This window comes from Brevibacillus sp. MCWH (genome assembly GCF_013096935.1).
Taxonomy (GTDB): Bacteria; Bacillota; Bacilli; order Brevibacillales; family Brevibacillaceae; genus Brevibacillus; species Brevibacillus aydinogluensis.
This window is the reverse complement of the sequence record NZ_SDLF01000003.1, coordinates 156,669-177,447: the sequence shown is the minus strand read 5'-3', so window position 1 is coordinate 177,447 and position 20,779 is coordinate 156,669. Positions and strand designations below refer to the sequence as shown.

Sequence of the window (20,779 nt, the reverse complement as noted above, 5' to 3'; positions counted from 1 at the left end):
GCGTTAATCTCCCATGATCATGTTGGCTACCAATGCTGGGGTGGCGGCCACGATGTCGTCCGGGACGTTTTGACCTGTCGTGATGTACGAGAAGGGAAGACTGGTCTCATATGCCACATTCAACATCGCTCCGTACGCTTCCGTCTCATCCGCCTTCGTAAAGATCACCCTGGAAACGGGCACGTCATCAAAGTTGCGGATGATCGCCTTGATGTCGCTGTACTTGGCGGTCAGACTGAGCACCAGGAAATTGAGGCAGTCCGCATCATGCCGCAACAGCTCCCGAATTCCCTGCACGTATTCGTCGTTGCGGAAATTGCGGCCGGCCGTATCGACAAAAATCAGATCGCATCCGCTCAACCGCTCCATCGCCTGGACGATTTCTTTTGGCGAGAAGATCACTTCAAGCGGCACGTTCAAGATGTTGGCGTACGTCTTCAGCTGCTCGACGGCGGCAATTCGGTACGTGTCCGCCGTGATGAATCCGATCCGCCGCTTGTCTTTCAGCATGCTGTCTGCCGCCAGTTTGGCAATGGTGGTGGTTTTTCCCACCCCGGTTGGCCCAAAAAAGAAAGCGTACCTGACGCCAGACTCGATTCGTGACGGCATAGGCGATGCCTGTTCCACCCGTTCAGCGATAATCCGCGCAGCGGCTCGCTTCGCCTCTTCTTCCGTCCACTGAGCAGACGGCTCACCGTGCAGGAGCACCTGGCGGATGATGTCCGCCGTCACCTCTTCTGCGACCTCCTGCCTGACGAGATGCGCCTGAACCGCCTGGATCGCAGGCGGCAGTTGGCTGCTGAGGCCGTTGACCAACAGCTTGTCAAAGACCTGCCGCATATCCCGCACTTCGTCCGCCAACTGCTTGCTGTCGGCAGCAGCTGCCATGGAAGGGGCTCGCTTTGCCTGCGAGTGGTCGGGACGGGAGGCAGCCTGACGAGCGGAGTCAGCCGTCGCTTCATGCGTCAGCCGAGTATCGATGCCGGGAGGCTCTGATTCTGCTGTCGCCTGTCCAGCAGTCACCGTCGCCGCTTTTTGATAGGCCTGCTTGGCGGCGTAGCTGCCTGTCTTCGGCAAGGCAGAGGGGTCCGGCTGGCTGGCGGGAGAGGCGCTCGCTGCCCGCTCGGCCCCTTTGTCATCAACGGCGGCCACCACTTCGATCCGCTGCTTTGTGAACAATCCGAACAGTCCACCAGTTCGGATCGGCTTGGAGTTGAGGATGATGGCGTCCTTCCCCAGGTCAATCCGGATTTTCTCCAGGGCGTCCGGCATGGAATCGACAACGTAGCGCTTCACTCTCACGTCAGGTTCACCATCCCTACGCTTTGCACTTCAACATGCGGCTCCAGCTCGCTGTATGACAAGACAGGCACATCCGGCATCATCCGCTCCATCAGCTGCCGCAGGTACATGCGAATCGCCGGAGAGGCGAGAATGATCGGCTGCTGGCCGGCATTGACCATTTTGCTCACTTCCGCCGACATGCTCTGGTAAATCCGCTGGGACGTCTCCGGGTCCATGGCCAGGTAGGTTCCCTGCTCAGACTGCTCGATTCGCTCGGAGATGGCCTTTTCCAGTCCAGGGCCTGCAGTGATCACCCGCAGCGGCTGTCCGGGCTCGGTGTATTGCAGCGTAAGTTGGCGGGACAACGCTTGGCGCACGTACTCCGTCAGCACGTCCGGATCTTTGGTGTAGACCGCGTGATCGGCCAGCGCTTCCAAAATGACCGGCAGATTGCGAATCGACACCTTTTCCCGGAGCAGTTTTTGCAGCACTTTCTGCACGTCGCCGATCGACAGCGTGCCCGGAATCAGTTCGTCCACCAGCACAGGCGCCGTCTCCCGTACATTGTCGATGAGGGAGCGCGTCTCCTGGCGGCCGAGCAGCTCGTGGGCGTGCCGCTTGATCACTTCCGTCAGATGGGTGGCGACGACGGACGGCGGATCGACCACGGTATAACCGGACAGTTCGGCAATCTCCTTATTTTCTTCTGTTACCCACAATGCAGGCAGTCCAAACGCCGGTTCGACCGTTTCGATACCGACAACCGCATCGTCTTCGAAACCGGGACTCATCGCCAGATAGTGATCCAAGAGGATCTCTCCCTTGGCGACCTGGTTTCCTTTGATTTTGATTATGTACTCGTTGGGACGCAGTTGGATATTGTCGCGAATGCGGATTACCGGCACGACGATCCCCAGTTCCAGCGCGATCTGTCGACGGATCATGATGACGCGATCCAGCAGGTCGCCGCCTTGTTTGGCGTCGGCAAGCGGAATCAGGCCGTAACCAAACTCGAACTCGATCGGGTCCACCTGCAGCAGGTTGACCACACTCTCGGGACTGCGCACTTCCTCGATCTGCTGTTCCTCTTCCTGTTGGGCCGTCTCTTCCTGCTCCACTTTCTGCTTTTTGTTCATCTTCCATCCGGCGAACCCGAGCAGTCCCGCTACCGGCACCACCGGCAGCAGTCCGATTGGCGTCAGCAGGCCTAACAGGGTGATGCCGCCAGCCACGATCAACAGCAGGCGGGGGTAGCTGAACAACTGGTTGCTAATATCTTCGCCCAGCCCGTCGCCGGAAGTGGCACGAGTGACGATGATACCCGTCGCCGTCGAAATCAGGAGAGCCGGAATCTGGCTGACCAGCGCGTCGCCGACGGACATGGTGGTGAATCGGGAAGCCGATTCGGCAAAACTCAGATCGTGAATAACCATCCCGATGATGAAGCCGCCGATGATGTTGACGATGAAAATAATGATGCCGGCGATCGCGTCCCCTTTGACGAATTTGCTGGCACCGTCCATGGCGCCGTAAAAGTCAGCTTCGTCCTCGATCTTTTTGCGGCGGGCGCGCGCTTCCGCCTCGGTAATCATCCCCGCGTTCAGGTCGGCGTCAATGCTCATCTGTTTCCCCGGCATCGCGTCCAGCGTGAAGCGGGCGGCCACTTCCGCCACGCGCTCCGAGCCTTTGGTGATCACGATGAACTGGATGACGACGAGAATCAGGAAGACGACAAACCCCACCACCTGATTGCCGCCGACGACGAAACTGCCGAACGCTTCGATGACCTTTCCGCCATCGGCGTGCGAGAGAATGTTCCGCGTCGTCGATACATTCAGCGCCAGGCGGAAGAGCGTGGTGATCAGGAGCACCGTGGGAAAGATGGAAAATTGCAGGGCTTCCTTTGTGTACATCGAGACGAGCAGAATCGTCAATGCAAGGGAGATGTTCAGGATCAAGAGCAAATCCAAAAGTTCAGACGGCAGTGGGATCACCATCATGACGACAATGCTGATGACGAACAAAACGGTACCCAGCTCTTTGAATCTGAATCCCACCGTGCATCCTCCTTTCTTTTGCTTATTTCACTTTCCCTTGCAGCTTGTACACGTACGCGAGAACTTCCGCGACCGCTTTGAACAACTCTTCGGGAATTTGTTGGCCGATCTCGACTTGACTGTAGAGAGCCCTGGCCAAGGGCTTGTTTTCCATGGTGATGATGCGATGTTTTTGGGCGATTTCCTTGATTTTCAGCGCGAGGTAATCCTGCCCTTTGGCGATGACTGTGGGGGCGCTCATCTCGCTTGCGTCGTACCGGATGGCAACAGCGAAGTGTGTCGGGTTGGTGATGACCACGTCCGCTTTCGGCAGCTCCTGCATCATCCGGCGAATGGCCATGCTGCGCTGACGCTCGCGGATTTTCCCTTTGATCAAGGGGTCCCCTTCCGCCTGTTTGAATTCATCCTTGATGTCCTGTTTGGACATGCGCAGGCTCTTTTCATGTTCGTAGCGCTGGTACGCGTAGTCCAGAACAGCCAGGACCACCAGCGTCATGCCGATGTACAGCCCCAGTTTGGTCGCTTCTGAAGCTGTCAGTGAGAGCGCCGCTCCCAGCGGCTTCAGTGAGAGCTGCACCAGCTCGTCCTTGGTCTTCCACAAGATCATGAACGCAACGAGAATGCCCGCGCTGATTTTTAACAGCGATTTGAACAGTTCCACCACGGAGCGCAGGCTGAACAGCCGTTTCAACCCCTGTACGGGATTCAGCTTGTCCAGCTTGATCCGCAGCGGTTCGGTGGTAAACAGCCAGCCCACCTGCATGTAATTGACGAGAACGGCGACGGTAAACACCACGCCCAGAACCGGTCCGACGATTTTCACGGCTTCATAGGCAAGCTGGTAGAAAATCACCCGCAGATTTTCCTCGTTGACCTGCCAGCTCGTGTAGGTGACGAGCGACTCCCGCAGCAGATTCTGGAACGTGTGAAACATGGACGACCCCAGCACAATCAGCATGAGAAATGTCGCGGTCAGGCTGACGGACGGGGACAAGTCCGCGCTTTTGGCGACCTGCCCTTTCTTTCTCGCGTCCTGCCGCTTTTTCGGTGTCGCCTTTTCCGTCTTTTCGCCGTTGAAATACTGCAGATCGACCGGATACAAAAAGGCAAGTCGTTTCATGCTGCGCCTCCGAGCCACTTCATCATTTCCGCAAGCGCCCGAAACATTTTTTCAAACAAGCCGTTCAACGTCAGCAAAAATGCGGGCATGACCACGATCAGCATCAGAAAGCTGGCGAGCAATTTGATGGGCAATCCCACCACAAAGATATTAAATTGCGGGACCGATTTGGCGATAATTCCAAGAGAGAGATCGACCAGAAAAATGGCGACCACGATCGGTGCCGCAATCAGAAAGGCACTGAGAAACATGTCGCGAAACACCTTGACGGCCATCCACATCACTTGCTCACTGCCAAACGCAGCCCACATCTTGTCAAGCGGAATCGCCTGATAGCTGGCAAGAATCCCTTGGATCAGCACGTGATGGCCGTTGATGCTCAACAAATAAAGCATCGCCAGGATGTTCTTGAAGTTGCCCGTCAGCGGCACGTAGGCGCCGGTGCGCGGGTCGATCACGTTGGCCATCGCCAGCCCCATTTGCATGTCCATCAATCCGCCGGCAACCTGGACGGTGACGTACATCAGCTCGCATATCACGCCGAGAATCAGGCCGACCAGCGCTTCCTTGACCGCGTAGAGCACAAAGGTGAGATCCAGCGGAATCTGCCCCTGGACCGGCACGTAGCTGAAACTGATCAGCGCCAGGACAAAAGCCAGGCCGATCTTGTACGGATTGGGCACGCCGCGCACCGAGAAAAACGGAGCCGAGACGAAAAACGCGGTCATCCTGACAAACACCAGCAGCAAAACAGGTAGATGAAGCATGATTGCAGCTATCATTTTTATCTATCCCACAAAGCGGTGCAGATTGCCGAAGATCCCCATCGTGAACTCCAGCATCACCCGCAGCATCCACGGCCCGACGGCCAAAATCGTGACGAAGATGGCGACAATTTTCGGGATGAATGCCAGCGTCTGTTCTTGAATTTGTGTGGTTGCCTGAAAAATGCTGACGAGCAAGCCGACCAGCATGCCGACGCCCAGCGCCGGTGCCGTCACCAGCAGGATGGTGTATACGGAGCTTTGGGCGATTTGCATCAAAAATTCTTGTGTCATGCTCTCCCTCCTAGGCTGGCTTGTCGGCCGGATGTCAGAAACTGGCCAATAGTGATTTCACGACCAAATACCATCCGTCCACCATGATGAACAGCAATATCTTGAACGGCAGCGAAATCATCACAGGGGGCAGCATCATCATCCCCATGCCCATCAGGATGCTGGAAATGATCATGTCGATGACGAGAAACGGAATGAAAATCATGAAGCCGATTTGAAATGCGGTCTTCAATTCGCTGATGGCATACGCCGGCACGAGCGCGCTCAGCGGAATGTCCTGAATTGTCTTGGGCCTTTCTGCTTTCGTGTACGACAAAAAGAGCGCCAAATCTTTTTCCCGCGTCTGCTTGGCCATAAATTCCTTGAACGGAACGACCGCCGCTTCCAGCGCTTGCTGTTGGGTCATTTTGCCCTGCATGTACGGTTGTACCGCCGTCTCGTTTACCTTTGCCAGCGTGGGCGCCATGATGAAAAACGTCATGAACAGCGCCAGCGAAATCAGCACCTGATTGGGCGGCATCTGCTGCGTAGCCAGCGCGTTGCGGACGAAGGACAGCACGACCACGATCCGCGTGAAGCTGGTCATCAACAGCAGGATGGCAGGCGCTACGGACAAGACCGTCAATATCAGCAGAATCTGTACCGCCGAGGAGGTTTCTTGCGGCGTTCCGCTGCCTCCGCCAATCTTCAGATCGATGGTAGGTACGAGCGGCACATTGGCAGGCGCTGCCGCCGCCCATTCCGGTATCGCCAGCAGCACCGCAGCGATCACCAGGAGCTGGAATAGTTGTTTCATCCTCGATCCCCTCTGTCATGACCTTGCTTCTCCACCCAGGTCCCCGTCTGATCGGACCGCTTGTCGAGATCGTTCCACTGCTTGCGCAGCAGTTCTGCAAACGTACGCCCGTCCGCATCCGACAGGTGTATTTCTTCGTCTTCTGTCTGCCGCTTTCGGCCAAACGGCAGCCAATCGAGCGAAAAACCGGCAAGCGGCGGCTTGATCTCCGCTTCTGCCAGGATGAGGTCTGCCTCTTCCCCTGGTGGAATCTGCTTGAGCAGCTGAACGTTCTCTCCCACGCCGAGCAGGTACAGCGACTCCCCGATCATCACCAGTTGGATCGTCTTGCCGTTGCCCAGCGGAGCCGCACTGATCACTTTGATCGGACCATGCGCCTGTCCCATCTGCCGCCGGCCGAGAAAACGAAGCAGCAGATAGATCAGGACGACGATCACCCCGAGTGAAAAGATCACCTGAAACAGATAGCCCCACATGCTGCCTGTCTCACTGCCGGGTATGGCCGCCGGCTCTGGGCCGCCGGCGGGCGCACCGGGAGAGAGTGTTCCTTTGCGCAGGGCGTCTGCTACGGAGTCTTCCTCTGCCAGTGCGGAAGCCGGAAGGGAAGCGACAATCGCAGCGATGATGCAATACACCCAGATGAGACGCGCCCCTGGTTTCCGGAAAAACTTCATCATTAGCCCAGCGTTTTCTTGATCGCTTCCAGCACGCGATCAGCCTGGAACGGCTTGACGATAAAATCCTTGGCGCCCGCCTGAATCGCATCAATGACCATCGCCTGCTGCCCCATTGCCGAGCACATGATGACACGGGCGTTCGGATCAATTTTCTTGATCTCCTTCAGTGCAGTGATGCCGTCCATCTCCGGCATGGTAATGTCCATCGTCACCAGATCCGGTCCCAGCTCTTTGTACTTCTCCACCGCCTGCGCACCGTCGCTCGCTTCGCCTACCACGGTGTATCCGTTTTTGGACAGGATTTCCTTGATCATCATGCGCATGAACGCTGCGTCATCGACAACGAGTACTTTGTTGGACATAAGTAAGCTCCTCCTTTTTTATCCGGTGATTTGATGATTCATTGTAATTTTTGTACGCGGTCCCACTGGCTGATGATGTCTGTGACGCGCACGCCAAAATTTTCGTCAATCACGACGACCTCCCCTTTGGCAATCAGCTTGTTGTTGACCAGGATGTCGACGTGTTCGCCTGCCAGCTTGTCCAGTTGGATGATCGAGCCGGCGGACAGGTCGAGAATTTCCTTGATCAGTTTTTTCGTCCGTCCCAGTTCAACGGTCACTTGCAGAGGAATGTCCATCAACAGATTCAGATTTTGTCCGTCAGCGGAAATCATCGGGTCACCTCCAAACGGCGCAAATTGGGCCGGTTTCACATTGGCCTGGTTGCTCGGTTGTCCACCCAGATGCTGCGGGGCGGACGGCACTTGCTGCCCTGCATACTGAGGCGGATAGGGCGGATAGCCTGCGGGCATTCCCTGTGGGTAAGCGTTCGGGTACATGGGCTGTCCCGGATATCCCATCGGCGCATAACCGGCCGGAGGAGCTTGCGGGGGTTGCACCGGTTGCTGCGGCGGCATCTGCTCTGCAGCGGGAGCGTCCTGTTGTACCTCCTGCTGTGGAGCCGACACGCTCAGTGCGGGCATTTCCGTCGCAGCCGCGGCCGCTTCCAGCTCGCTTGCAGAACCGCCGGTCAGCCTGTTGATCATTTCACGAGCGAAGGAGAGCGGCAGCAGCTGCATGATGTTGGAGTCGATCAGCTCACCTTGTTCCCCTACTTTCAGCCGGAAAGACACCTTGACAAGCGGCGTGTCATCTTCGGTGAATTTATGCCCGTCCTTGCCCTTGGCCAAATCCATGATGTCAATCCCGGGCGGCGAGATGTTCACCATCTGGTTGAAGATGGTGGACATCGACGTGGCGGCTGACCCCATCATCTGGTTCATCGCTTCCTGCACCGCGCTGATGTGCATTTCTGTCAACTCAGTCGACTCTGGCCGGCCGGAACCGCCCATCATCAGGTCGGCGATCACCGCAGCGTCTTCCATCCGCACCACCAGCAGATTGATTCCCTTGAAGCCGTCTGTGTACTCGACGTGAACGGCGACGTGCGGGATGGGAAATTCCTTCTCCAGGTCGTGGACATGAACCATCGAAACCGTCGGCGTGGTGATGTCCACTTTTTGGTTCAACAACGTGGAAAGAGCCGTTGCAGCGCTTCCGAAGGAGATGTTGCCGATTTCACCGAGCGCGTCCTGCTCAAACTCGGACAGGAATTCAGCGACGTTGGGAGCGCTCGAAACTTCTTCTACTTCCTCTTCCTCCTCAACCAGATTGTTCGCGCGGAGCAGCGCGTCAATCTCTTCCTGCGAAAGCATGTCTCTAGTCATTGTTCTCCTCCCCTTCCTCGAGGACTTCTTCGATCTGCACGGCTACACGCCCTTTATGTGTACCGGGTTGTCCAAGGAACTTCAGGCGATTGCCCACCCGGATTTTCAGCTTGTTCTCGATGAGCTGGTCGAGCTGAATTACATCACCCGGCTGCAACTGCAAGAACTCGCCCACCGTGATGGTGGCCGTGCCCAGCTCGGCGATCACCGGCAGCTTGGCCGTCTTCACCCGCTCCTCCACGCGCAGCCGCTCTTCTTCGTCCCTGTTCTTCTTCTGCTTGGAAAACCAATACTGCCCGGACAGTTTCGGCATGATCGGCTCCAGCACGACATGGGGCAGGCAGAGGTTGATCATGCCCGTGGTGTCTCCGATCTTCGTGCTGAACGAGATGACCGCAACAATTTCATTGGGGGAAACGATCTGCATGAACTGCGGATTCATTTCCAGCCCTTCCATGTACGGATCAAGCTCGATGATCTGCTTCCATGCCTCATGAAACGTATCCAGCGCCTTGCTGAACACCCGTTCCATGACAGTTGTCTCAATTTCCGTCAACGCCCCCATCTTGTCCGGAATCGTTCCCTGTCCGCCGAGAAGCCGATCCAGCATGGTGTATGCGATGTTCGGATTCACTTCCAATACCATGCGCCCTTCCAATGGCGGCGCCTCAAAAATGTTGAGGATGGTCATTTTGGGAATGGAGCGAATAAACTCGTCATACGGCAATTGGTCGACGGAGGCAACCGTAATTTGCACGAAGGTACGAAGCTGAGCGGAAAAATACGTCGTCAACAGCCGCGCGTAGTTTTCGTGAATGCGCGTCAGGCCGCGGATCTGATCTTTGGAAAAACGCAAGGCCCGTTTAAAGTCGTATACTTTTACCTTTCGCTCAGACTCTTCTTTTTTCAGCTCGTTGGCATCCATCTCTCCCGACGAGAGCGCGGCCAACAACGCGTCAATCTCACTTTGTGAGAGAACCTCGGCCATGTGTCGTCACCTCCCAGCTATGTATACATCCATCGTGGCTTACGACAAGACGCGCTTCGTCGTCAGCACCTGTACGATTTTTCCTTCCTGCATGAGCGCACTGATTTCGTTCATGATCTTGGCTTCCAGTTTGTTGACGCCTTCTGTTCCTTTGATGTCTTCGGGGGACAGGCCGGCCAGTGTCTTGATGATGATCTGGTTGACCTGGGGCAGGCGCTGCTGCAGTTCTTCCTTGGCATCTGAACTGTCCGCCGTTATCGTAAAGCGAACAATAATGTAGTTGTCGGAGAGCAGATTGGTCGTGATTTCTCCGGTATCCACGGAGTATGCCTCCAGTTCTTTAGCCGTGAGAGCCCGTACCCCCTTTTCTTCACCATGGCTTGCGGTTTGTGCTGCTGGGGACAGGTACGTCTGCCAGAGAACGAAGGATACGACACCCAGAAGCGAAATCGCGATGATGATGATAAGTGCCATGTTAAACAACCGGTTTTGAAACATCACACGTGCCTCCCGCTATTCAATGAAATCGTCCGGAACGCGCGGCGCCGCGCTTGCCGGGAACGTCTGCCTGTAAAAGTCCACTATCCGCGAAGCCACTGCCTCAGCGCTTTCCCTGACGATGTATTTCTTGCCGTTAAACAGCGTGATGACCGTGTCGGGAGTGGATTCCACCATTTCGACATGGGTAGCGTTGAGGTAAAACTCCTCGCCGTTAAATCGCGTCAGTCTGATCATCGGCTGCTCCTTTCGGGATGGGGGGCGGCGGGATGACCGCCTCCCCCTCATTCATCCGCTAGGCGTTATCGTTTCAGGTTGACCAGTTCTTCCAGCACGGTGTCGGACGTGGTGATAATGCGGGAGTTGGCCTGGAACCCGCGCTGAGCGACAATCATCTCGGTAAACTCTTCAGACAGGTCCACATTGGACATCTCCAACTGACCGGAGATGATGTTCACCTTGGCAGTTGCCGCATCAATCGGTGTGGTCGGATCTTCTCCGTATGCCCCTGCGTTGACGGTATATTCGTACAGGGAGTTGCCAATTTTCTTCAGGCCGCCCGGGTTGTCAAACGTCATCAACCCGATCTGGATGGAAGAATCCAGCTCTCCAGCCTCATCCACCGTGGTGATGACCCCGTCTTTACCGATGGAGTAAGAAACGATACCATCGTTCCGCGAGATTTGAATCGGTTCGCCATTCACGTCTACCAGTTTCAAACCTTGCGGGTTTACCAAATAACCAAGCGCGTCACGGGTAAAGTTGCCGGCACGGGTGTAGTAGTACGTCTCGCCGCCATCCGGCGTAACCATGAAAAACGCTTCCCCTTCGATCGCCAAATCCGTGATCACGTTGGTGGTCATCGGGCTGCCGGCCGTAAACACCGTGTCAATGGAACCGATCTGCGTCCCCAGTCCGACTTGCATCGGGTTGGAACCGCCCTTGCCGTCATCGGTTGGTGCAGTCGCACCGGCAATGTTTTGGCTGAGAATGTCCTGAAACATCGCGCGGCCTTTCTTGAATCCTACCGTGTTCACGTTGGCAATGTTGTTGCCGATTACGTCCAGTTTGGTTTGAAAACCGCGCAGACCGGAAATGCCGGAGTACATGGAACGAAGCATTAACAATTCCTCCTTCACAAACAGGTATCGGGTCTATTGGCGACTGCCTCGGTCATTCGGCAGCCGACGGGCTTCCTCCGAGAGGTCCAGCCCTCTGATCCATTCATGCAAAGACCGCGCTGTCGATGTTGGTAAACACGTTTTCCTTCATGCTGACGTCGTCGACGGCGGTAATCACTTTTCGGTTGATGATGCTGACGACGTAGGCGACGTTGTCCATCAAGATCAGCGATTCTTTCGCCCCTTTGTCAGCCGCTTTTTGCACAGCCGACTGCAGTCGGTTCAGCTCGGCTTCGTTGAGCGAAATCCCCCGTTCGCGCAGACGCATCAGTGCGTGCTGACTGAACGTGAGGGGCTTGGGGCCTTTCGCTTTGTCAACAGACTCGGCGAGGTAGTGGCGAAACGATTTGCCTGCCGGTTCCGCACCGGTCGTGCTAACAGCAGCTGGTCGCTTTGGCTTGTTGGGAAAGTAGGTCTGCCCCACGTAAAACGTGTGCATGGCGGTCCCCCCTTTCACGAACAGCTAGCCCGGCTAGCGAATGCCAGTAAAGGCAGCACGGCCCAATTCCCGCCCAACCGCGGCAAAATCACTATCCTCCAGCAGTCCTTCCAGCGAAAATTCCACCTGATCTTCCTGCTGTTCCTGTCGCTGGCGCCCATCGCCTTGCTGACGTGCCTGCTCCCGCTGCTGCTGGAAGGCAAACGAACTTGCCTGATGCTGATTGACTTCCAGGCGATCCACCTGCAGACCTTGTTGGGTCAACGCTGCGCGAAGCTGCGGAAGCTGGTTGTCCAGCAATTCCTTGCCGGCTGCCGTTTCCGCGGAAAACTGAGCCGTAATCACCCCGTCACGAGCGGTGATGATCACGTCCACTTGGCCCAGCGACTGCGGGTGGAGAATCAGTTTGGCCTCGTGCACGCCGTTCCCCTGGGTGATTTTCATCTGTTGGACAAACAGCTGCGTGACTTGCTGCGCAAACTGCTGGGCGTGTACGGGATGAGCTGTCACCGTTTGCTGCGGAATTCTGCCGTGATTCACCACTTGGTGGAACGGAAGAGCAACCGCGTGCTCAGGCAAGATGACTGATTCCGATTCCGCCAGCGGCGAAGCCTGCACATTCAGCGTCTGCTGAACGGGTGTGCTGCTGCTGCGCACCTGCACGGCGGCTTCCGCCTGGTAGCTGGACAGGGCCTGGGTGACGCGAAGGGACTGCATGGTGAGTTCCTTTTCCGCGTGCCGGATGGGAACGACAGATGGTTCCGCGCTCCGGATGCCGCCTTTTCCATGGATCAGGACAAGCGGCTGCTTTCTGGTGTCACTTTCCTGTTTGCCGGCTGCTGCCCGCAGCTCCTCGCCGAACTGCTTCAGCAGAGCCTCCACCTGCTTGTCCACCTGCTGCCATTCGATCACCTTCGCGCCTCCTTCGGCACGTGCGAACGATACGATGGCTTCGGCCAGTTTTTCTGCCGTCGCCTGCGGGATGCCCCGCTGAGTGAACGTAGCGGCAACCTCTTCGGGATCCTGCATGTGAAGCGTCGGGAAAAGCTGTTGGATCAGTGCCAGCAGATCAGCCAGCAGCGCCATGTCTTCGGCGCCTGCTTCGCCTGGCAGGGACTGAGACGGTTCCCCCGCCTGCACATTTTGCAGCACGCTGCCAATCTGTGCAGCAAACAGATCTCCACCCTCCGGATTCGGCTGTGCAGAGACGCCGACTGTGATGGCGGACGCCGCCGGAGCTCCCTTCACATTGGCTACATTCATCTCATTCACCTCCTCGGATTGTATTGTTGCTTATGAAAACGACAGACGCGGTGCTTGTATGGCCCGTCGCCTATCGAAGCAACTCGCTCGTGATGCGCGCAGCCACGTTTTCTTTCCGCTGGCTGTCCTGCTGGGCGATTGCCGCCAGGATTTGCGCCCGTTTGTCATGAGACAGGCCGGCCATAATCGAGATGGCCCGGTTGCGGTCGGTACCCATCAGCGTACGAATGACGGTAGCGGCATCCGCAGCCGGCATTTGCGAGAAGGTCTGGATCAGCGAATCGATGCTGGTCGTATCCTTTCGCGTCTCGCTCAGCGCCTTGGTCAAGATTTGTACCCGTTCCTGCAGCGCGGCGATGTCATCGTCCTTGTTTACCACCGTATCCTTTAATTGAATGGAGATGTCGGCCGCTTTTTTCGGGTCCATCTTGGCCAGTATGTTCGCCTGCTGCTCCGCTTTCATCTTGCTCATGACCGAAACCGCTTCGCTCATGCTGAGGTTTTCGACGATGGCTGCTGCGTTTTTCGGCGACATCGTCGCGTACAATTTGGCCAGGTCCTGATACTGCTTTTGCCGCTCTTCCTCGCTGGTGCGCTTGTCCTCAAGCAGCTTTTGCAGATCCAGCACCTGTTTTTCCAACGCCTGAATGGTGGCGTCCTTTTTCGCCGTTTCACTCTGCAGGTTGGCGATTGTCTGCTTGTTTTTCGCCTGCTCCTCCTGCAAGCTGCTCACCTGTTTGCCAATGTCGACTGACTTCTCTTCTGCATCGGACATCGCGTACTGGTCAGGCACGATTTTTTCCACGATCGGAATCGTGTTGGCCCAACTGAGCACGCTGCCCAACACGTTGTATCCCAACAGGCTGAGAAGCACGCCTCCGAGGAGAGTGGCAAACAGAGCGGGGATTGCAATCATGTAGAAAAACCATTCCCACCTGCTGTACTCCCGTTCTTCTTGGATCTCTTCCATCGTGAACCTCCCTCAGTTGCTCCTGCGAAGATAGAGCTGCGTGCCAATCTCGTCCAATTCTTTCTGCTCTTTGAGTCTTTCCGCGTAGAGAAACTGCCCGAGCGCCTTTTCCCGCAGCCGCTGCCACAGTTGCGTCTCCTGCACCCGTTCCGCCAGTCTGCGCTGGCAGCGCTCCACTTCCTGTTCACACCCGTACAGCGTCCGGCGCTGGTTGACAATGGACTGTTCGACCGCCTGACGGTACTGGCTGAGTTCGATCAACTGGGCTGCGCTGCAGGTTTGGCTTTGCGCCTCGTGCAGCATGTTGGTCACTGCCTCATGCCGCTCCGTCAGTCGAAACAGCTTGAGCTCCTCTTCGTTCTTTCGCTGCACGGACTTGCCAAACGCCCACTCGGCCTGCTCTTTTTCCTTTTCTTTTACATCCAGCACTTTTTGCAGTTGAAACCGGAACACGTTCACGCTAGTTCACCCCTCCGAAATGGGCGGTTAACGCCTGAATCGTGGTGTCCAGATCGGACGGTTCGTGCGTTCCCTGCGCCGTAAAATCGCGGATAATGTCCTTGTAGCGGATCGCCGCATCGATCTCCCGGTTGGTCCCCGGCTTGTAGGCGCCGATGTTGATCAGGTCCTCCGCTTCCCGGAATGTGGCGAAATGACGCTTCACCTGGCGGACCGCTTCAAGATGACGTTCGGTGCAGATCTCGTTCATTACCCGGCTGACGCTGGCAAGCACGTCAATCGCCGGAAAGTGTCCCTTTTGCGCGATTTTTCGGTCGAGGACGATATGCCCGTCCAAAATCCCGCGCACCGCGTCCGCGATCGGATCATTCATGTCGTCAGAATCAACCAAAACGGTGTAAAAACCGGTGATGCTGCCTTTGTCCGCCGTGCCGGCCCGCTCCAACAGCTTGGGCAACAGCGCAAACACGGACGGGGTGTAACCGCGTGTCGCCGGCGGTTCGCCGATCGCCAGGCCGATTTCCCGCTGCGCCATGGCAAATCGGGTAACCGAATCCATCATCAACATGACGTTCAGGCCGCGGTCCCGAAAGTACTCGGCGATCGAGGTGGCGATCATCGCCCCTTTGATCCGGATCATGGCGGGCTGGTCGGAAGTGGCGACAACGACGACCGACCGTTTTAGTCCTTCTTCCCCGAGATCCCGCTCGATAAACTCCATCACCTCGCGGCCGCGTTCCCCGATCAGGGCGATGACGTTGATGTCCGCCGTCGTGTTGCGGGCGATCATTCCCAGGAGCGTGCTCTTTCCGACGCCGGAACCGGCGAAAATCCCCACACGCTGTCCTTTTCCGACCGTCAAGAGCCCGTCGATGGCCCGCACGCCCACGCTCAGCGGTTCTCTGATGCGCGGCCTAAGCAGCGGATTGGGCGGTGCATTGTTGGTCGGATAGGAGGCAAGGCCAGGCGGGATGCTTCCCTGCAGCGGGCGCCCCAATCCGTCCAGCACCTTGCCGAGGATTTCCGGCCCCACCTTGACGGACAGCGCGCTGCCGGTGGCTACGACGTCACTGCCCGGCCCGATGGACGTCAGCTCCCCAAGCGGCATCAGCAGCACCTTGTTGTCCCGGAAGCCGACTACCTCCGCGATGATGGGCTCGCCGCTTTGCGGGAAGATCTGGCAGATTTCTCCCAGCTTCACTTCCGGGCCCTGCGACTCGATGGTAAGACCCACCACCTGCGTAACCTTTCCGTTGACCCGCACCGGGTCGATACCCTCCAGCGCCTGCCTGTACTTCCCCAGGTCGAGGATCGTCATGTCACTTCACTCCCCCTGGCGATGTCCAGCAAACACTGTTTGATTTCATGCAATTGCGTATCAATTCGGGCATCGATACTTCCCAGCGGCGTCCGAATCACGCAGCCGTCGTCCTGGACGGTGTGATCCGGGTAAATGGAGAGCTCCGCCTGTCCGTCCAGGAGGGCAAGCAGTTGGGCGCGCTGCTCCTGGACAAATGCGTAGTGGCGGTGATTGACGCAGACGGTCACGTGGCCGTGCACCCGAGAGCGGCGCAGCAATTTTTTCACCATCTCCAAAACCGTTTCCGGCGAGCTGTGCAGCTCCGTCCCAATCACTTTTTGTGCTACGTCCACACTTAGCTCTACCAGGAACGGTTCCGCTTCGGCGATGATCCGTTCCTTTTCGGCGTACGCCTGCTCCAGAAGGGAACGGGCTTGTTCCACACAAGCGGTCTCTTCTTCCAACGCCTGCCGCTTTCCATCTGCGTAACCGGCGTCAAATCCTTCCCGGCTCGCCTGTTCCCGCGTTTCCTGAAACAGAGCTTCGGCTTCGCGCCGTTTTTCCTCCCACCAGCGTTCCACTTCCGCGAGCGCCTGCCGCTTGATTTCCTCGGCCTGCTCCATGGCCTCGCGAAGCACGCCCTGCGCGGTTTCTTCCGCATCCTGGAGGATAATTTTCGCTTCTTCCTCAGCATTTTTTACCAATTGATGATTTTCTTGCAACCTTTCGGAAGTTTGCTCCGTCTGTAATGGTGAAGTCCTTAATTCAAGGAATACCGATTCGTCTGAAGCCTGGTAGTGGGACAGCTTGATGATTCTAGACAATGATATCATCCCCTCCACCGCGGGCGATGATGATCTCACCCGCCTCTTCTAAGCGGCGAATGATTGCGACGATGCGGGATTGAGCTTCTTCGACGTCGCGCAGACGAACAGGACCCATAAACTCCATTTCTTCCTTGAAGGTGTCTGCCATCCGTTTGGACATGTTCCGGAAGATGACTTCGCGGACTTCCTCGCTGGCCACCTTGAGCGCGAGCTGAAGATCGGTATTTTCCACGTCGCGGATAACCCGTTGGATGGAACGGTTGTCCAACGTGGCGATGTCTTCGAAGACAAACATGCGCTTCTTGATCTCTTCTGCCAGTTCGGGGTCCTGGATCTCCAGCGAGTCCAAAATGGTCCGCTCGGTTGCGCGGTCCACGCCGTTGAGAACGGCGACGATCGCTTCGATACCGCCAGCCTGGGTGTAATCCTGGGTGACGGTTGCGGACAGTTTTTGCTCCAGAACCTGCTCCACCTGGGCGATGACCTCCGGTGACGTGCTGTCCATCAGCGCGATCCGCTTGGCCACGTCAGCCTGCCGGTCCTGCGGCAGCGCGGAGAGAATCATCGCTGCCTGCTGCGGCTCCAGATAGGAGAGCACCAGGGCAATTGTTTGCGGATGTTCGTTCTGGATAAAGTTCAGGATTTGGCCCGGGTCCGCTTTGCGGGCAAAGTCGAACGGGCGTACCTGCAGATTGGCGGTCAGACGGTTGATAATATCCATCGCTTTCGATTCGCCCAACGCTTTTTGCAAAATTTCCTTTGCGTATGTGATTCCGCCTTGGGCAATGACTTCCTTGGCGACCGCTATCTGGTGAAACTCAGCAAGAATCTTGTCTTTTTCATCGGAATCAACCTTCCGGACGTTGGCAATTTCCAGCGTAAGCTGTTCAATCTCATCTTCGCGCAAGTGCTTGAACACCTGGGCGGAGATTTCCGGCCCGAGCGAGATGAGGAGGATTGCTGCCTTCTGTCGTCCGGTCAACTCTTTGGCGCCGCGAGCCATACTGTTTTCACTCCTTAGTCTTCAGCTAACCACGTGCGAAGCAAGACAACGAATTCGTCCGGCTTGCTGCGCGCTAGTTTTTCCAGTTGCTTGCGCACCACCACTTGATCCGTGTCTTCCTGGTAGGTCAAATCCGGAATCTCCATCGGTTGCGGCGGCATCAGGTCCGGAACCTCTTCTTCTTGCAGCTTCGCTTGGCGGCGGCGATAGATAAGGAATGCGACCGCACCAAGAGCCAACAGGGCGATTGCACCTGCTCCGTACAAATACGGTGTCAAGTCGGTGGAGCTGTCAACTGCCACCTTGCCGGAGAACTGACGCGGCAAGACAGAGATGTGCTGGTCCAGTTCCTCCTGGGTCAACTGCACGCCACTGTCGCTTAACGTGACTCGCACCACGTTGCGGAGTACCTGCTTGATGCTTTCGATGGTCTGATCATCCAACTGCCCGCCTTCCGGAGGCTCTACGCCGACGTTGATCGTGATGTCCTCGATCTTGTACGGGCTCATCGTGATGTTGCGGGTGATTCGGTTTACTTCGCGGTTGATCGTATCGCTCAGTTCTTCGTACTGGCTGTTGCTTCCCTGCGGCGAGCTTCCCGGATAACCGGGGACGGCATTTTCGCCAGTTCCTGCTATTCCGCCAGGAGGAGCACCCTGCCCGGAGAACGTTTTGGATGATTTTTGGGATGAGATGATAAGTCCTTCGTTGTTTTCCTTATCCGGCGCTTCGACCAGGTTTTCCACGCGGTTTTCCTTGTCGAAATTCATCTTGATAAACGTATGGACGATGACCTTATCCCTGCCCATCATCGTGCCCAGGAGTTGGTACAGGTTTTGCTGAATCTCGCGCTCGACGTTGGCTCTGATTTTCTCCTGCTGCTCGAAGCTGGTCAGCGAGCCTTCCGTTTCGGTGCCTTCCTTCCACTCCAGCAGATTGGAGTACTGGTCGGAAATTGTGATGTTATCCGGCGGCAGTTTGGGTACGCTGCGGGATACCAACAGGTACAGCGCGTTGATTTGCTTTTGGTCCAACCGGGTACCCGGTTCCACGTCTACGATGACGGAGGCGGTTGCTGATTCAGGCTTTTCCGTGATCCAGATGCTTTCCTCCGGCAGGTTGATCATCACCTGAGCGCTTCGGACACCGTTTACCCGTTCCAGCATCTTGCGCAGTTCTTGCTGCAGCGCCTCTTTTTTCATCACGTCAAACTGACGGTCCGTTACACCCAGCGTGTTGGAGAAGATCTCCGTGTTGATGCCTGCCTGGCTGGGAATTCCTTGAGCGGCCAGATCGACGATGACATCTTGAGCCAGCTTTTGCGGAACCTCGATGTTGGTCCCGTTATTCGTGATGCGGTATGGAATATTCTTGCTTTCCAGTTCCTGCTTGATCAATCCGATTTCCTGTTCACTCAGCCTCTGGTTGTAGAGGGGCGTGTAGACCGGCTGTGAGGCAATGTATATGTATAGGCTGAGCGAGATGAGCAAAAACAGCACGATCCCGGAAATCATCCACCTTCGCTTGGGCGAAAGCTGATTCCATTTCGTCAAGACTTGCTCTTTATACTGTAAAAGACGTTCGTTCATGGTTCACCTCACCAAGAATACCGACGACGTTAAATAGGCATGCGCATGATTTCCTGGTAGGACTCAATCACCTTGTTGCGCACCTGCAAGGCCATTTGCAGCATGATCGTGGATTTCTGACCGGCGATCATGACCTGATGCACGTCCTGGACTTGTCCGGCTGCAAACCGGTCCGCCAGCACGGCTGATTCCACCTGTGCCTGATTGACCTGATCCAGCGCATCCGCGAGATAGGCTGAAAAGGACTTCGTGACCTCTGCAGGCGTATACGACTTCGTCACGGATTTTGGCTGTATCGCGTCCACTCGGGAAAGCACGCTAATGTCCATTCCTTACGCCCCCTCTTACTTGATCTCCAGTGCTTTCATCATCATGCTTTTGGCTGCGTTCAGGACAGTGACGTTGGCTTCGTAGGAACGCGAAGCAGAGATCATGTCCACCATTTCCTTCATCACGTCGACGTTTGGCAGCAGTACGTATCCTTCTGCGTCAGCATCCGGATGCGTCGGATCGTACATTCGTTTGAACGGCGTATTGTCTTCGCGGATTGCCGTCACACGTACGCCTTGTTCAGTCTGGCCGGTCACCGTACCAATCGCCGCCTGAAGCAGGTTGTCAAACGACTGCCCGTTTACCGGCGACAGTTCCACCATTTTGCGTTTGTACGGCTGCCAGGCCCCGTTCACGAATGTGGCGCGGGTCGTATTGGCGTTGGCGATGTTCGCCGCGATCGTATCCAACCGCAGGCGGTTGGCTGTCAGCGCAGAGGCGCTTGTATCCATTCCCTGAAACAGGCTCATCTACTATCTCCCTCCACCTTCGAGCACGCTGCGCAGCTTCTGGAAGTATCCTGCCGTGAGCTGCGTCAGACCATTGTACCAGATCTGGTTCTTGGCCAACTCATTCATCTCAAACTCCAGATCTACATCGTTGCCGTTGTGTTGCATCATGTTCCCGACATTCGACAAGATTTGCGGCATCGGCAGTGTCCCCATTCGGTTAAATGGGATGTGCCGCTCATTGGTACGGTACGCCTCCAACTTCTGTAGACCCGCAGTCCCCGCAAGTTCCTGCTGCAATAACTCCTCAAAGACGACACGCTTGCTTTTGAACTGAGGGGTATCTACATTCGCGATATTGTTCGCGATGGTTCGTTGTCGAAGCATGGCGGTGTCCAACGACCGCTCTAGGACCTGCAAATGAACGCTTTCCAGCATCTTTCCACCCCCTCATTCCGCTCTTTTTCCGCATAAATGTCGGAATTTCTCGCTTATTCGACACAAGAATACGACTCCATCATAGCAAAACTGGTATAACGAAAAAAGCCCTATTGTGGCAACTTTTCTCAAAATGATTCAATGGGACTAAATCCCTTATCCTTCCTGATATTACTAAGTTTTTGGTACGATCCTTGCTAGAATTCAATAATTTTACAGAGATTCGCCAATTTTAGGCTCGTGAGACCAGTTAGTCCCACTCAATAAACAGGACTATTTGCCCATGAAAAAAGGTGTAGCTTTTCACTGTCGCTACACCTTTCC

Annotated in this window: 24 protein-coding genes; all 24 read right to left on the bottom strand. The window is 56.1% G+C overall.

Annotated features, from left to right (window positions below):
- Positions 1-3: 3 nt before the first annotated feature.
- Positions 4-1,302 (bottom strand): flagellar biosynthesis GTPase FlhF, encoded by a 1,299-nt coding sequence (gene flhF / locus ETC00_RS03950; protein WP_171564653.1) that lies wholly within the window; start codon positions 1,300-1,302, stop codon positions 4-6.
- Complete coding sequence (gene flhA / locus ETC00_RS03945) at positions 1,299-3,341, bottom strand: flagellar biosynthesis protein FlhA (protein ID WP_171564652.1); 2,043 nt, start codon at positions 3,339-3,341, stop codon at positions 1,299-1,301. Before flhA ends, flhF begins: the two co-directional genes overlap by 4 nt.
- A gap of 22 nt (positions 3,342-3,363) precedes the next feature.
- Positions 3,364-4,461 (bottom strand): flagellar biosynthesis protein FlhB, encoded by a 1,098-nt coding sequence (gene flhB / locus ETC00_RS03940; RefSeq protein WP_171564651.1) that lies wholly within the window; start codon positions 4,459-4,461, stop codon positions 3,364-3,366.
- On the bottom strand, positions 4,458-5,243 hold the full coding sequence (gene fliR, locus ETC00_RS03935; protein WP_216369253.1) for a flagellar biosynthetic protein FliR: 786 nt from the start codon (positions 5,241-5,243) through the stop codon (positions 4,458-4,460). Before fliR ends, flhB begins: the two co-directional genes overlap by 4 nt.
- Before the next feature lie 6 nt (positions 5,244-5,249).
- On the bottom strand, positions 5,250-5,519 hold the full coding sequence (gene fliQ, locus ETC00_RS03930; RefSeq protein ID WP_029098961.1) for a flagellar biosynthesis protein FliQ: 270 nt from the start codon (positions 5,517-5,519) through the stop codon (positions 5,250-5,252).
- Between the two features lie 34 nt (positions 5,520-5,553).
- Positions 5,554-6,315: a flagellar type III secretion system pore protein FliP gene (gene fliP / locus ETC00_RS03925; protein WP_171564650.1), complete on the bottom strand. Its 762-nt coding sequence runs from the start codon at positions 6,313-6,315 to the stop codon at positions 5,554-5,556.
- On the bottom strand, positions 6,312-6,950 hold the full coding sequence (locus ETC00_RS03920; protein ID WP_230077022.1) for a flagellar biosynthetic protein FliO: 639 nt from the start codon (positions 6,948-6,950) through the stop codon (positions 6,312-6,314). The genes fliP and ETC00_RS03920 overlap by 4 nt, the downstream gene beginning before the upstream one ends.
- Positions 6,951-6,991: 41 nt before the next feature.
- The gene (locus tag ETC00_RS03915) at positions 6,992-7,354 is read right to left on the bottom strand and encodes a response regulator (RefSeq protein WP_029098958.1); all 363 of its coding nucleotides are present in this window, start codon (positions 7,352-7,354) and stop codon (positions 6,992-6,994) included.
- Positions 7,355-7,392: 38 nt separating this feature from the next.
- Positions 7,393-8,721: a flagellar motor switch phosphatase FliY gene (gene fliY / locus ETC00_RS03910; protein WP_171564648.1), complete on the bottom strand. Its 1,329-nt coding sequence runs from the start codon at positions 8,719-8,721 to the stop codon at positions 7,393-7,395.
- The gene (gene fliM, locus ETC00_RS03905; protein ID WP_171564647.1) at positions 8,714-9,709 is read right to left on the bottom strand and encodes a flagellar motor switch protein FliM; all 996 of its coding nucleotides are present in this window, start codon (positions 9,707-9,709) and stop codon (positions 8,714-8,716) included. Before fliM ends, fliY begins: the two co-directional genes overlap by 8 nt.
- A 39-nt stretch (positions 9,710-9,748) precedes the next feature.
- The gene (locus ETC00_RS03900; protein ID WP_171564646.1) at positions 9,749-10,207 is read right to left on the bottom strand and encodes a flagellar basal body-associated FliL family protein; all 459 of its coding nucleotides are present in this window, start codon (positions 10,205-10,207) and stop codon (positions 9,749-9,751) included.
- Positions 10,208-10,222: 15 nt separating this feature from the next.
- Positions 10,223-10,444, bottom strand: coding sequence for a flagellar FlbD family protein (locus tag ETC00_RS03895; RefSeq protein WP_171564645.1), 222 nt, complete (start codon positions 10,442-10,444; stop codon positions 10,223-10,225).
- Positions 10,445-10,509: 65 nt separating this feature from the next.
- Positions 10,510-11,328: a flagellar basal body rod protein FlgG gene (flgG, locus tag ETC00_RS03890; RefSeq protein WP_171564644.1), complete on the bottom strand. Its 819-nt coding sequence runs from the start codon at positions 11,326-11,328 to the stop codon at positions 10,510-10,512.
- Between the two features lie 103 nt (positions 11,329-11,431).
- Positions 11,432-11,827 (bottom strand): TIGR02530 family flagellar biosynthesis protein, encoded by a 396-nt coding sequence (locus ETC00_RS03885; protein WP_171564643.1) that lies wholly within the window; start codon positions 11,825-11,827, stop codon positions 11,432-11,434.
- 33 nt (positions 11,828-11,860) lie between these two features.
- Positions 11,861-13,090 (bottom strand): flagellar hook-length control protein FliK, encoded by a 1,230-nt coding sequence (locus ETC00_RS03880; RefSeq protein ID WP_171564642.1) that lies wholly within the window; start codon positions 13,088-13,090, stop codon positions 11,861-11,863.
- Between the two features lie 70 nt (positions 13,091-13,160).
- Positions 13,161-14,060, bottom strand: a complete 900-nt coding sequence (locus tag ETC00_RS03875; RefSeq protein ID WP_171564641.1) for a MotE family protein — start codon at positions 14,058-14,060, stop codon at positions 13,161-13,163.
- A 12-nt stretch (positions 14,061-14,072) separates the two neighbouring features.
- Complete coding sequence (fliJ, locus tag ETC00_RS03870) at positions 14,073-14,519, bottom strand: flagellar export protein FliJ (RefSeq protein WP_171564640.1); 447 nt, start codon at positions 14,517-14,519, stop codon at positions 14,073-14,075.
- 1 nt (position 14,520) lies between these two features.
- Entirely contained in the window at positions 14,521-15,837 is a 1,317-nt protein-coding gene (fliI, locus tag ETC00_RS03865) for a flagellar protein export ATPase FliI (protein ID WP_171564639.1), read from the bottom strand.
- A complete protein-coding gene (fliH, locus tag ETC00_RS03860) occupies positions 15,834-16,652 on the bottom strand; it encodes a flagellar assembly protein FliH (protein ID WP_171564638.1) in 819 nt (272 codons plus the stop codon). The genes fliI and fliH overlap by 4 nt, the downstream gene beginning before the upstream one ends.
- Positions 16,636-17,649, bottom strand: coding sequence for a flagellar motor switch protein FliG (gene fliG / locus ETC00_RS03855; RefSeq protein ID WP_171564637.1), 1,014 nt, complete (start codon positions 17,647-17,649; stop codon positions 16,636-16,638). The genes fliH and fliG overlap by 17 nt, the downstream gene beginning before the upstream one ends.
- Positions 17,650-17,663: 14 nt before the next feature.
- Positions 17,664-19,238 carry a flagellar basal-body MS-ring/collar protein FliF gene (gene fliF, locus ETC00_RS03850; protein ID WP_171564636.1) on the bottom strand — a complete coding sequence of 525 codons (1,575 nt, stop codon included), beginning with the start codon at positions 19,236-19,238 and terminating at the stop codon, positions 17,664-17,666.
- A gap of 29 nt (positions 19,239-19,267) precedes the next feature.
- Entirely contained in the window at positions 19,268-19,567 is a 300-nt protein-coding gene (gene fliE / locus ETC00_RS03845; protein WP_171564635.1) for a flagellar hook-basal body complex protein FliE, read from the bottom strand.
- 15 nt (positions 19,568-19,582) lie between these two features.
- On the bottom strand, positions 19,583-20,038 hold the full coding sequence (flgC, locus tag ETC00_RS03840) for a flagellar basal body rod protein FlgC (RefSeq protein WP_171564634.1): 456 nt from the start codon (positions 20,036-20,038) through the stop codon (positions 19,583-19,585).
- Positions 20,039-20,041: 3 nt separating this feature from the next.
- Positions 20,042-20,455 (bottom strand): flagellar basal body rod protein FlgB, encoded by a 414-nt coding sequence (gene flgB / locus ETC00_RS03835; RefSeq protein WP_171564633.1) that lies wholly within the window; start codon positions 20,453-20,455, stop codon positions 20,042-20,044.
- Between the last annotated feature and the right edge of the window lie 324 nt (positions 20,456-20,779).

What these genes read in the sequence shown, in the direction of transcription:
- flhB (WP_171564651.1), bottom strand. Translation starts at nt 4,461, where the DNA reads ATGAAACGACTTGCCTTTTTGTATCCGGTCGATCTGCAGTATTTCAAC.
- fliR (WP_216369253.1), bottom strand. Translation starts at nt 5,243, where the DNA reads ATGATAGCTGCAATCATGCTTCATCTACCTGTTTTGCTGCTGGTGTTT.
- fliQ (WP_029098961.1), bottom strand. Translation starts at nt 5,519, where the DNA reads ATGACACAAGAATTTTTGATGCAAATCGCCCAAAGCTCCGTATACACC.
- fliP (WP_171564650.1), bottom strand. Translation starts at nt 6,315, where the DNA reads ATGAAACAACTATTCCAGCTCCTGGTGATCGCTGCGGTGCTGCTGGCG.
- ETC00_RS03915 (WP_029098958.1), bottom strand. Translation starts at nt 7,354, where the DNA reads ATGTCCAACAAAGTACTCGTTGTCGATGACGCAGCGTTCATGCGCATG.
- fliY (WP_171564648.1), bottom strand. Translation starts at nt 8,721, where the DNA reads ATGACTAGAGACATGCTTTCGCAGGAAGAGATTGACGCGCTGCTCCGC.
- fliM (WP_171564647.1), bottom strand. Translation starts at nt 9,709, where the DNA reads ATGGCCGAGGTTCTCTCACAAAGTGAGATTGACGCGTTGTTGGCCGCG.
- ETC00_RS03900 (WP_171564646.1), bottom strand. Translation starts at nt 10,207, where the DNA reads ATGTTTCAAAACCGGTTGTTTAACATGGCACTTATCATCATCATCGCG.
- ETC00_RS03895 (WP_171564645.1), bottom strand. Translation starts at nt 10,444, where the DNA reads ATGATCAGACTGACGCGATTTAACGGCGAGGAGTTTTACCTCAACGCT.
- flgG (WP_171564644.1), bottom strand. Translation starts at nt 11,328, where the DNA reads ATGCTTCGTTCCATGTACTCCGGCATTTCCGGTCTGCGCGGTTTTCAA.
- ETC00_RS03885 (WP_171564643.1), bottom strand. Translation starts at nt 11,827, where the DNA reads ATGCACACGTTTTACGTGGGGCAGACCTACTTTCCCAACAAGCCAAAG.
- ETC00_RS03880 (WP_171564642.1), bottom strand. Translation starts at nt 13,090, where the DNA reads ATGAATGTAGCCAATGTGAAGGGAGCTCCGGCGGCGTCCGCCATCACA.
- ETC00_RS03875 (WP_171564641.1), bottom strand. Translation starts at nt 14,060, where the DNA reads ATGGAAGAGATCCAAGAAGAACGGGAGTACAGCAGGTGGGAATGGTTT.
- fliI (WP_171564639.1), bottom strand. Translation starts at nt 15,837, where the DNA reads ATGACGATCCTCGACCTGGGGAAGTACAGGCAGGCGCTGGAGGGTATC.
- fliH (WP_171564638.1), bottom strand. Translation starts at nt 16,652, where the DNA reads ATGATATCATTGTCTAGAATCATCAAGCTGTCCCACTACCAGGCTTCA.
- fliG (WP_171564637.1), bottom strand. Translation starts at nt 17,649, where the DNA reads ATGGCTCGCGGCGCCAAAGAGTTGACCGGACGACAGAAGGCAGCAATC.
- fliF (WP_171564636.1), bottom strand. Translation starts at nt 19,238, where the DNA reads ATGAACGAACGTCTTTTACAGTATAAAGAGCAAGTCTTGACGAAATGG.
- fliE (WP_171564635.1), bottom strand. Translation starts at nt 19,567, where the DNA reads ATGGACATTAGCGTGCTTTCCCGAGTGGACGCGATACAGCCAAAATCC.
- flgC (WP_171564634.1), bottom strand. Translation starts at nt 20,038, where the DNA reads ATGAGCCTGTTTCAGGGAATGGATACAAGCGCCTCTGCGCTGACAGCC.
- flgB (WP_171564633.1), bottom strand. Translation starts at nt 20,455, where the DNA reads ATGCTGGAAAGCGTTCATTTGCAGGTCCTAGAGCGGTCGTTGGACACC.